The sequence below is a fragment of the Coprococcus sp. AF21-14LB genome, assembly GCF_003458885.1.
In the GTDB taxonomy this organism is placed as follows: Bacteria; Bacillota; Clostridia; order Lachnospirales; family Lachnospiraceae; genus UBA9414.
On record NZ_QRVX01000063.1, the window covers coordinates 1 to 10,892 of the forward strand.

Below are 10,892 nucleotides of genomic sequence, written 5' to 3' on the forward strand. Positions count from 1 at the left end.
AAAAAATAAGAATCTCCTGTAGAAAATCAGGTATAAAAACACTGATTTCTACAGGAGATTCTTATTTTAAGATTTAGAAGCTAAAAATCGGTATTAACCGACAGCCCCTTTTCTTTTCCCACTATATGTTATATGAGAAGTGCTGTATTATTGTGCTGGCGGATTTTGTGTATTTGGATCCGTCGGTGTCTCCGGTTGTGTAGGAGGCGGTGTCGGTTCTGTCGGTGTCTCCGGTGTAGTTGGAGTTTCCGGTTCCGTTGGAGATTCAGGCTGTGTTGTACCGCTGCTGCTGTCGCTATCGTTATCATCCTCTTTGTCATCGTCATCATCGTCAGGAGTTTCTACAACATGTCCGCTGCAGTAGTCATCCGGCAGATCGCCTTTGGCAAACAGTTCTGAAGTTGTAGGGCAGCTGCTTGTGGCGCGTAATCCCGTAATTGAACATACAGAAGCTTTTTCAACAGAATCCGGTAATGCAAATTCTCTGACCGGAAGAGATTCGTGAATGCGTTCCATAATACTTCTCCAGATCGTCAGATGAAAGCTTGTATTTGTCAGCGGTTTGTTAGAGTCATATCCAGCCCAGATAGAGGCAGTATAATATGGCGTATAACCGGAGAACCAGATATCTACATTAGAAGAGGTAGTACCGGTCTTACCGGATACAGGCATACCGCTGTACAATGCAGCCCGGCGTCCGGTTCCACTGGAACCATAGATAACGCTCTTCATACCATCTGTCAGAAGAGCAGCAGTAGAATCCTTTAATACGGTATGGGATTCCGGAGTCGTATTATCAAGAAGCACATTGCCGTCATGATCGATTACTTTTGTGTAAAGAACCGGACGGTTATAAACACCGCCATTGGCAATGGCTGCATATGCCGCTGTCATTTCAATATTTGTAACACCGTTTGTGATACCGCCGAGTGCGGTTGCTTCATGCACATCATTTGGCTGTACGTTCGGATCTGTGACAATGGTTGTTAATCCGAATTCTTTCAGGTATTCCATAGAAAGTGCAGGAGTTACATCTGCAATCGTTTTGACAGCACAGACGTTGGCAGACTGCTCAATACAAGATCTGACAGTCATATCGCCCTTGTAGTAATCTCCCCACCAGTTGTTTACTTTCTTATGTTCGCCATCGGAGTAATAGTATTCTTCGTCTTTGATTGTAGTTGCAAGATTATATCCGCAGCTGTCGATAGCAGGCGCATAGGCGGCCAGAATCTTAAAGCAGGATCCAGGCTGCCGCGCAGAGTCTGTAGCACGGTTAAAACTCTTACTGGATGTCTTTTCTCCACGTCCGCCAGAGAGTGCTTTGACCTGACCGGTGTATTGATCCATAATCAGGAAAGATGCCTGTGGCTGTGGAGAAGTGCTGAAAGCTTCGTCGTGAGACTGGTCATCCGGACGCACTACGGTTGCCTTCCATTCTTCTACATAAGCTCTGGCAGTTTCTTCGGAATCGAATACAAGACCGTATTTGTCGCCATGAACTTCTTTCATATAAGCTGCAATATGTTCCTGACCGAAGTTCTCGACAGTTCCATCGGCGCGGACAATGGTAAATGCATAGGAAAGACCGACTTCGCTTGCAGGATAATATTCATCATTATTGATCTCTTCATCACAGATTGCCTGCAGCGCTTTGTCCTGTGTCGCGAAAATAGAAAGTCCGCCGCTGTAAACAGCATTGTAAGCCTGGGTTGCGGAATATCCAAGTTTGGTTTCCAGATCTTCCTGCACTTGTGAAGAAAGTGCGTCAATAAAATAAGTGTAAGGTGAATCATCAGCAGAAACGGCAGAGTTTACAATCTGAATCCGCTCATATACCTGATCAGCGAGCGCCTCCTGACGTTGAGCTTCTGTGATATATCCCTGCTCAGCCATATTACGGAGAACTTTGTCGCGACGTTTTGCGTTCTCATCAGGATTTGTAATCGGATTGTATCGTGTCGGGTTCTGTGTGATCGCTGCAACTACAGCACATTCAGAGAGTGACAGTTCAGATACATCTTTCCCGAAATATCGTTTTGCTGCTGTCTGAACACCCAGTGTATTCTGTCCCAGGTTAATGGTATTCAGATAGTTTTCAAGGATCTGTTCTTTGGATTCCTGTTTCTCAAGCTGAAGTGCGAGATACTGTTCCTGCAGTTTTCGTTCTACACGCTCATAAAAAGTATCTTCTTCCATAAAGTCGGTATAGATCGTATTCTTAATCAGCTGCTGTGTCAGTGTACTGGCACCCTGTGAGAAGTTTCCACCATTTAATATACCGGTAATACCGGCTCTGATAATACCCTGTGGATCAATTCCTTTGTGTTCATAGAAGCGTTCATCTTCGATTGCTACAAATGCATGCTGCAGATCTTTCGGAATCTCAGAGATCGGTTTATAAATACGGTTCGCATTAGCAGCAACGAAACGTTCCAGCTCTTCGCTTCCGTCCTGATTATAAACGGTTGTGGAATATCCTTCAGGTTTGACGTTGGCAGGAGAAATATCCGGCGCATTGTCAATGATTCGTTTAGCGAATAATCCAACACCTACGACAGCGAGAATGGCGCAGAGAATCAGCGTAAGAAGCGTTGCTTTCAGGACGCGGACACCGGCCCGTTTCTTTTTCATCGTAGATTTGGAAGTGAGTGCTTTTTGTTTTTTAGAAACATTTCTTTTTCCATAATTCATGAATCAGTAGCCTCCTTCATACCAGGATATTATAGCATAGACATACTTGGGAAATAAAGTCTATTTTAAAAAGTTCATATTTCATGCGGAAATATTAAGAAAATCTTGAGAGTTTCACAATATTTCTGTTATGATATATACTATATGGAAGAAAAACAAGCGAGGAAGATAGTATGTTAAGTCAGTATACAACAGTCTATGAAGGCGGTGAGGGCGAGATCATCGTCAAAAAGTCAAGGTTTATCGCGACAGTGCGGCCGGTAAAAACAGAAGAAGAAGCCATTGCCTTTATCGCGGAGATGAAAAAAAAATACTGGGATGCCACTCATAACTGTTCTGCCTATGTAATTGGAGAGCGTTTTCAGGTCCAGCGCATGAGCGATGATGGGGAGCCACAGGGAACAGCAGGCAAACCAATGCTGGATGTCCTTATGGGAGAGGAAATCCATGATATTGCAGTTGTCGTTACAAGATATTTTGGAGGAACACTTCTTGGAACGGGCGGTCTTGTGAGGGCGTATTCAGGCGCAGTGAAAGAAGGACTTGCCAATAGTATTATTATAACCAAATATAAAGGATATAACTGGAGTTTACGACAGATTACACGAATTTGGGGAAAATTCAGTACATACTGGGACAGAAGAAGATTCAGACATTGGATACGGTTTATGAAGATCTTGTGCGGATGACGGTACTTGTTCCGGAAGAACTGATCAGTCAGGTAACAGCAGAAATTGTGGAAGGGACGAATGGACAGGTGGAGCCGCAGATGGGAGATGCGTGTTATTTTGCAGATGTGGCAGGAGAGATGATGCTCTGGAAAGAATAGAAAAAGGATGAAATTAGAAAAGGAACCGGCAGCGATGTGTGCCGGTTCCGTATTCTTTATCTGAATTCTGGTTCGATCAAACCATAGGTTCCATTCTTACGTTTGTAAACAACATTAACTTCTTCGGATTCTGCATTAAAGAATACATAGAAATCATGTCCAAGAAGTTCCATCTGTACACATGCATCTTCCGGATACATTGGCTTGATACCGAAACGTTTTGTACGGATGATCTTAATTGGTTCTTCCAGTGATTCCTGTACTTCTTCTTCAAAGAATTCCTTCTTGAAGTTGCTTTCGTCCTGATGTTTTGCGACTAATTTTGTCTTGTATCTGCGGAGCTGCCGCTCAATCACTTCTTCTACAAGATCAATAGATACATACATATCGCTGCTGCTCTGTTCGGAACGGATGATCGTTCCTTTTACAGGAATTGTAACTTCGATCTTCTGACGATCTTTTTCAACGCTAAGGGTTACAATAATTTCTGTTTCAGGAGTAAAATATCTTTCTAACTTTCCGAGTTTTTTTTCGATCGTCTCTTTCAATGCAGGTGTGACGTCGATATTTTTTCCGCTGATAATGTAGTTCATACAATTCAACTCCTTTTCGTGTATTTCACCGAAAATTCGGTGAGGGACAACTGAATTGCTTGTCCATATGATGATTATAACACAAAAAAGTGTTAACGTATAGACCGAATTACTTCAATTCTTGATACTTTTCCTTCGTGCATCTTAGCAACTCTTAATGTGAAGTTGGAAAAATAGGCACAGGCGCCGACCGCAAGGTGGATCTGGTCATCTTCGAACTTCCGGAGAAGGACATCTCCCAGAGTTTCATCATCGTGATAAGGAATTTGCGTATGTATGATCTTATTGACGACAGTTACTTTCTGACTGGCGCGGAAGATGATGCTTTCGGATTCATCAAAATGGCAGAACAGATATTTTCTTGTGGCAAATAAAATTGCAATGGCAGCAACACCGATCAGATTGTCGATGGCGCGTTCGTGATCAATCACAATTTGTCTTGCGATGGCAAATAAAAGTACTTGGAACACAGTTCCCGGAGAATGCTCGCAGAGCATATGGATCAGCTCGATTCCGATTACAAGGGTAAAAGCTCCGGCTAACAGTTCTTCGGCAGTATGAAATGCTTCAAAATTCCCGATTTGAAATAAAGAACCGACAAGCTGTGAAGTAAAGAATAAAACGCCGAGAGCCAAAATACCGGCGATAAATAATTCTAAAATGTTTGCAGCCTGTACCAATCCTACTTTGATGTATTTCTTCATATAAAAACTCCTTTACAATATAATCATTTCCATTGTAAAGGATAAAATGAATTACTGTAAAGGAGTTTTTTTCATTTTTGTAAAAAGGAACGGATATCCGTACATAACAAAGAGTACCACAAAGAAATGCTGTAAAAGTTCCATGAGAAGTGTGTCTCCGAGAAAGAATTTCAGCGTCAGCTTTAGTGCAAGTGTCAGAAGAAGACCAACGGTCATACGCTGAAACAGATGGCTGACATTGCGGCAGCGTGAACAAAAATTCAAATAAGTCCGTTCCAGATAAAAGCCTGCAGCGAAGCCAAGACCGGCGCCGGCAGCTTTGCAGCAGTCAGCGGCATATTTGACTTCAATGATATTCTGACGAAACAAAAGAAGCGCGTAGAACGCAGTCAGGCAGGAAAGGATGAGAAGAATGACGGAAATCATTTTCGTATACCTGTTTTCTTCCAGCAGACTGTCTCCGAATTTCCAGATGATTGCTGTAAAAAAGAGGGAGACGGCCATAGCGGTGAGCACATCTTTTGGCGTGTGTACGCCCAGATACATCCGTGAAAATCCGATGGCGAGAAACATCAGAATGCAGAGACATTTCTGCCAGAATTTCCGGGAGCGCAGAGCCAGAGGGACAAAGAGGCAGGTGCCTCCCTGCGTGTGACCGCTTGGAAAAGAATATCCGGTGGCGGCAGGAACAGCGCTTGTGACCGGATGAAATTCGGGATCCAGTATCCACGGACGGGGAATCCGAAATGTAATTTTCAATGTCTGGATGCAAAGACCGGCAGAAAAGTAGATAAATCCGAGCCGATAGGCGAATTTTTTGTCCAGACACCAGTAAAAGAGGCAGATAACTGCAAGGATGCAGATTTCTTGCCCGAAATAAGTAATCCATTGGAAGAAGGAATCAAGAACGGGATTCCTGATTCCTTCCAGTAGTCTTAAAAAATCCATTATTTATTGAATTGTGCTCTCTTTCTTAGGCGCGGATCAAGGATTTTTTTGCGGATCCGCAAAGATTTCGGGGTAACTTCCAACAGCTCGTCCGTCTCGATGAAATCAATTGCCTGTTCAAGACTTAGAATACGAGGCGGTACAAGTTTTAACGCTTCATCGGCGCTGGAGGATCTTGTGTTTGTCAGGTGCTTCGTTTTGCAGACATTTAACTCAATGTCTTCGGACTTACCATTCTGACCAATGACCATACCTGCATATACTTTTTCGCCAGGTCCAATGAAGAGAGTACCGCGGTCCTGAGCGCTGAACAAACCATAGGCAACGGCAGTTCCGGTTTCAAATGCGATGAGAGAGCCTTGTTTTCGATACTGAATATCTCCCTTGTACGGAGCGTATCCGTCAAAGATCGTGTTGAGGATTCCATTTCCCTTTGTGTCTGTCATGAAATCGCCGCGATATCCGATCAGGCCTCTTGAAGGAATGGAGAATTCCAGACGGGTATATCCGCCATTGGCAGTACCCATATTGCGGAGTTCGCCTTTTCTCTGGCTTAGTTTCTCAATGACAGTTCCGGTAAATTCTTCCGGTACATCAATATATGCCAGTTCCATTGGCTCAAGCAGTTTGCCGTTTTCGTCTTTTTTGTATAATACTTCGGCTTTGCTGACTGCAAATTCATATCCTTCGCGGCGCATATTCTCAATAAGGACAGAGAGATGAAGCTCTCCGCGGCCGGAAACTTTGAAGCTGTCTGTCGATTCAGATTCTTCTACCCGCAGGCTGACATCGGTATTCAATTCGCGGAAAAGACGTTCCCGGATATGTCGGGAAGTGACGAATTTTCCTTCCTGTCCTGCAAATGGACTGTCATTGACAATGAACTGCATAGCGATTGTCGGTTCAGAGATTTTCTGGAACGGAATTGCACTTGGTGCGTCGGCACAGCAGATGGTATCACCGATGGCAATGTCAGGAATACCGGAGATTGCAACGATAGATCCGACACCGGCCTCTTTCACTTCGACTTTTTTCAGACCGTCGAATTCATAGAGCTTTCCGATTTTTACTTTTTTCTGCTTGTCCGGATCATGATGATTTACAACAACAAGATCCTGATTGACTGCGATCACACCGTTATCAACTTTGCCGACACCGATTCTTCCCACATATTCGTTGTAATCGATTGTGCTGATGAGCAGCTGTGTACCGGCATCCGGATCGCCCTCCGGTGCAGGAATGTAGTCGAGGATTGTCTCAAACAGCGGTTCCATATTCTCTGGATCGTCAGAGAGATCAAGAACAGCGATGCCGGACTTGGCAGAAGCATAGACAAATGGACAGTCAAGCTGTTCATCAGAAGCATCGAGATCCATAAATAACTCAAGTACTTCATCAATAACTTCGTCCGGTCGTGCCTCCGGCCGGTCAATCTTGTTGATGCAGACAATTACAGGGAGTTCCAGCTCTAAGGCTTTCCGGAGTACAAATTTTGTCTGCGGCATAACACCTTCAAATGCATCTACAAGAAGGATAACACCATTAACCATTTTTAATACACGCTCTACTTCGCCGCCAAAGTCAGCATGTCCTGGTGTATCGATAATATTGATTTTTGTGTTTTTGTAATAAACAGCAGTATTTTTGGAGAGGATTGTGATACCACGTTCTCTCTCAATGTCATTGGAGTCCATGACACGCTCTGCTACTTCTTGATTTTCACGGAATACACCGCTTTGTTTGAGAAGCTCATCCACTAATGTTGTTTTGCCGTGGTCTACATGGGCGATGATGGCAATGTTTCGGATATCTTCACGTTTCATATTCATAATTATATCAATCCTTTATTTTGTTTTGTACGTTTTTAGTTTCAACCTATATATATTATCACATTTTTTGTTTTTTACAAGACATTCTGTCACAAGAACGAAAAAGGTCGGAAAAAGAAAGATGCCGGAGAATTTTGAAATATGCCGGAGAAATTTCAAAATTTCTGGCATACGGTTTTGGGAAAACAGGAAGATTTTCAGTTCTAGTATGGCAGGGATGTCCATAGACTTAGTAGTGACTAAAAAATACGCCGCAGAGGAAGGGAGATTTACAATTCATGTCAGATAAGATTATTGAAAACAATCAGGTAACAATTATGGGAGAGATTATTTCCGGATTTACATTCAGTCACGAAGTGTTTGGTGAGGGCTTTTATATGGTGGATGTAAGAGTGAGACGATTGAGTAATTCGGATGATATTATACCGCTTATGATCTCAGAACGCCTGATCGATGTGACAGAGGACTATACGGGAGAATATATCATGGCATCCGGACAGTTCCGATCCTATAATCGCCATGAGGAGCAGAAAAACCGATTGGTACTTTCGGTATTTGTAAGAGAAGTTTCATTTGTAGATGAAGAGCCGGATGGGGTAAAAACCAACAGCATTTTACTGGATGGTTACATATGTAAAGAGCCGATCTATCGGAAAACGCCTCTCGGAAGGGAGATTGCAGATGTACTGCTTGCAGTGAACCGTCCGTATGGAAAGTCAGATTACATCCCGTGTATCTGTTGGGGAAGGAATGCAAGATATGCTTCCGGATTCCAGGTGGGAGAACATGTCCAGATTCTCGGAAGAATTCAGAGCAGAGAGTACATAAAGAAGCTTTCTGAGACAGAAACACAGAAACGGGTGGCATATGAAGTATCCGTAAGTAAGCTGGAATGTATGGATGCGTAGCGCTGTAAAAATCACAGGTACTGCATGCTGAATTTGTCTTGGGCTTGATTGACATTGCTGATAATTAATGTTAAAATTCGAGCATATCAAGCGAGTGTCAGAAAGACGAGGAGGATGAGACTATGGCAGTTTTTACAGGTGCAGGTGTAGCAATCATTACACCATTTCATGCAGATGGAAGTATTAATTATGACAAGTTAGCTGAATTAATAGATTATCATTGTGAGAAGAAGACAGACGCGATTATTATTTGCGGAACAACAGGAGAATCTGCGACAATGTCAAGAGAAGAACATCGTCAGTGTATTCGTTTTACAGTAGAGCAGGCAAAGGGAAGAATCCCGGTCATTGCCGGAACGGGCTCGAACTGCACAAGGAATGCCGTAGAGGCTTCTGTAGAAGCAGTGAAGGACGGCGCGGACGGTCTTCTTGTTGTGACACCTTATTATAATAAGGCAACACAGCAGGGGTTAGAAGCACATTATAGTGCAATTGCTAAGGAAGCAAAAGCTCCGGTCATCATGTATAATGTGCCAAGCCGAACAGGATGTAATATTGCGCCGGAGACGGTTGCTAAGATTGTGAAGGAATCAGAATATGTAGTGGGAATCAAAGAAGCGTCAGGAAATATTTCTCAGGTTGCGAAGATCATGCAGCTGACAGACGGCAATATTGATCTGTATTCCGGTAATGATGATCAGATCGTTCCACTTCTGTCTCTCGGAGCAAAAGGTGTCATTTCTGTACTTTCTAACGTTGCTCCGGACGAAACACACGATATCTGCGAGTTGTTCTGGAAAGGACAGGTAGAAGAAAGCTGTGCGCTTCAGCTCCGCGCACTTCCGCTGATCGATCAGCTTTTTAGTGAAGTGAATCCAATTCCGGTAAAGAAAGCAGTCAGCCTTCTTGGAATGGAAGCAGGACCGCTTCGTCTTCCGTTGACAGAGATTTCTGCAGAGAACGAGAAGAAACTTGTGCAGGCAATGAAGGAATTTGGCCTGCGCGTGTGCTAGAAAGATTTACCGGAGACAGGGGGAAGAGACAGATGATTAAGATGATAATACATGGTTGTAATGGAAAGATGGGGCAGGTGCTAACGCAGCTTGCAAAAGAAGACGAGAATATCGAAGTGGCAGCCGGAATTGATACCTATACCGGAATCAATAATGACTATCCGGTATTTCCAAGCTTGGATGCATGCGATGTGTCAGCCGATGTTGTAGTTGATTTCTCCAGTGCAGCAGCAGTGGATGCGCTTCTTGATACATGTAAGGCTAAGAAGCTTCCTGTTGTTCTTTGCACAACAGGATTATCAGAGGAGCAGCTTCAAAAAGCAGAAGAACTTGCTAAGGAAACGGCAGTGCTTCGTTCTGCTAATATGTCTCTTGGAGTGAATCTGCTTCTGAAATTATTAAAAGAAGCGGCAAAAGTTCTTGGAGGCGCCGGATTCGATATCGAGATTGTAGAAAAACATCACAATCAGAAGATTGATGCACCAAGCGGAACAGCGATTGCTATGGCAGATTCCATCAATGAAGCTATGGATCATAATTATCATTATGTATATGACAGAAGCCAGGTGCGCCAGAAACGGGATGCGAAAGAAATCGGCATTTCAGCTGTGCGAGGAGGAACGCTCGTAGGACAGCATGATGTGATCTTTGCAGGTATGGATGAGGTTGTGGAATTTCATCATACGGCATATTCCAAATCAATTTTTGCCAAAGGCGCGTTGGAAGCAGCGAAGTATCTGGCGGGGAAACCGGCAGGTATGTACGATATGAGCGATGTAGTGCTGAAAGAAAACAATAATTAAAATGTATTTGTGAAGTATAATATCTCCCAATCTGTAAATATTATTGATATATTCGATTTTATTTCACAGAAAGGGAGATTTTATTATTATGAAACAAATTAGAAAAACTATGATTACTCTAGTATGCGTACTGGCATTGTGTCTGGCTGCGGCATGCGGGAGCAATAATGATGCAACAGAAAATGGAATGAATAAAAATGAAACTACAGATACTGTCGAAGAAAGAAAAGACGGAACAACTATGGGAGAAGACATAAAAGATGGTGTAGAAGATCTCGGAGATGCAGTAAAAGACGGTGTGGAAAATACCGGAGATGCGATTCGCGATGGCGTTGAAGATCTGACAGATACAAAATAGTCACAAGAAGGAAATGAGGAGCCCTGTAGATATGCAAGGCTTCTCTTCTTGCTTAATGTCTTGTAAGGATAACGTCTTATAAGGGGAGAATCAGGAACTTTTCGTGCAGGGCAACCGCATAAAAAATAGTTAATACAAAAATCATCACTTTTCTTGTATACTAAAAGAAAAGTGGTGATTTTTATGTTGCAAATGAAAATGTATTTTTCAGAT

Annotated in this window: 9 protein-coding genes and 1 pseudogene; 5 read left to right on the forward strand and 5 right to left on the reverse strand. The window is 43.0% G+C overall.

The annotated features are described in order from the left end of the window. Nucleotides 1-147: 147 nt before the first annotated feature. Nucleotides 148-2,694, reverse strand: a complete 2,547-nt coding sequence (locus DWX73_RS11725) for a transglycosylase domain-containing protein (protein WP_118348933.1) — start codon at nt 2,692-2,694, stop codon at nt 148-150. 173 nt (nt 2,695-2,867) lie between these two features. Here DWX73_RS11725 and DWX73_RS11730 point away from each other — a divergent pair. Next, nucleotides 2,868-3,523 (forward strand): annotated as a pseudogene (locus DWX73_RS11730) (YigZ family protein). 56 nt (nt 3,524-3,579) lie between these two features. Here DWX73_RS11730 and hpf read toward each other — a convergent pair. The 4 genes from hpf to typA form a co-directional block, all read right to left on the reverse strand. Further along, nucleotides 3,580-4,116, reverse strand: coding sequence for a ribosome hibernation-promoting factor, HPF/YfiA family (gene hpf, locus DWX73_RS11735; RefSeq protein WP_118348934.1), 537 nt, complete (start codon nt 4,114-4,116; stop codon nt 3,580-3,582). A 92-nt stretch (nt 4,117-4,208) separates the two neighbouring features. Further along, on the reverse strand, nt 4,209-4,820 hold the full coding sequence (locus DWX73_RS11740; protein ID WP_118348935.1) for a phosphate-starvation-inducible PsiE family protein: 612 nt from the start codon (nt 4,818-4,820) through the stop codon (nt 4,209-4,211). 51 nt (nt 4,821-4,871) lie between these two features. After that, nucleotides 4,872-5,768: a phosphatase PAP2 family protein gene (locus DWX73_RS11745; protein WP_118348936.1), complete on the reverse strand. Its 897-nt coding sequence runs from the start codon at nt 5,766-5,768 to the stop codon at nt 4,872-4,874. Continuing rightward, the gene (gene typA, locus DWX73_RS11750) at nt 5,768-7,597 is read right to left on the reverse strand and encodes a translational GTPase TypA (RefSeq protein WP_118348937.1); all 1,830 of its coding nucleotides are present in this window, start codon (nt 7,595-7,597) and stop codon (nt 5,768-5,770) included. The genes DWX73_RS11745 and typA overlap by 1 nt, the downstream gene beginning before the upstream one ends. Before the next feature lie 278 nt (nt 7,598-7,875). Between typA and DWX73_RS11755 the strand changes: the two genes are divergently transcribed. The 4 genes from DWX73_RS11755 (at nt 7,876) to DWX73_RS11770 (ending at nt 10,679) form a co-directional block, all read left to right on the forward strand. Beyond that, nucleotides 7,876-8,505, forward strand: a complete 630-nt coding sequence (locus DWX73_RS11755; RefSeq protein WP_118348938.1) for a single-stranded DNA-binding protein — start codon at nt 7,876-7,878, stop codon at nt 8,503-8,505. Nucleotides 8,506-8,627: 122 nt separating this feature from the next. Next, nucleotides 8,628-9,518: a 4-hydroxy-tetrahydrodipicolinate synthase gene (dapA, locus tag DWX73_RS11760; protein WP_118348939.1), complete on the forward strand. Its 891-nt coding sequence runs from the start codon at nt 8,628-8,630 to the stop codon at nt 9,516-9,518. A gap of 32 nt (nt 9,519-9,550) precedes the next feature. Further along, entirely contained in the window at nt 9,551-10,321 is a 771-nt protein-coding gene (gene dapB, locus DWX73_RS11765; protein WP_118348940.1) for a 4-hydroxy-tetrahydrodipicolinate reductase, read from the forward strand. A gap of 88 nt (nt 10,322-10,409) precedes the next feature. Then, nucleotides 10,410-10,679, forward strand: coding sequence for a hypothetical protein (locus DWX73_RS11770; RefSeq protein WP_118348941.1), 270 nt, complete (start codon nt 10,410-10,412; stop codon nt 10,677-10,679). The last annotated feature ends 213 nt before the right edge of the window (nt 10,680-10,892 follow it).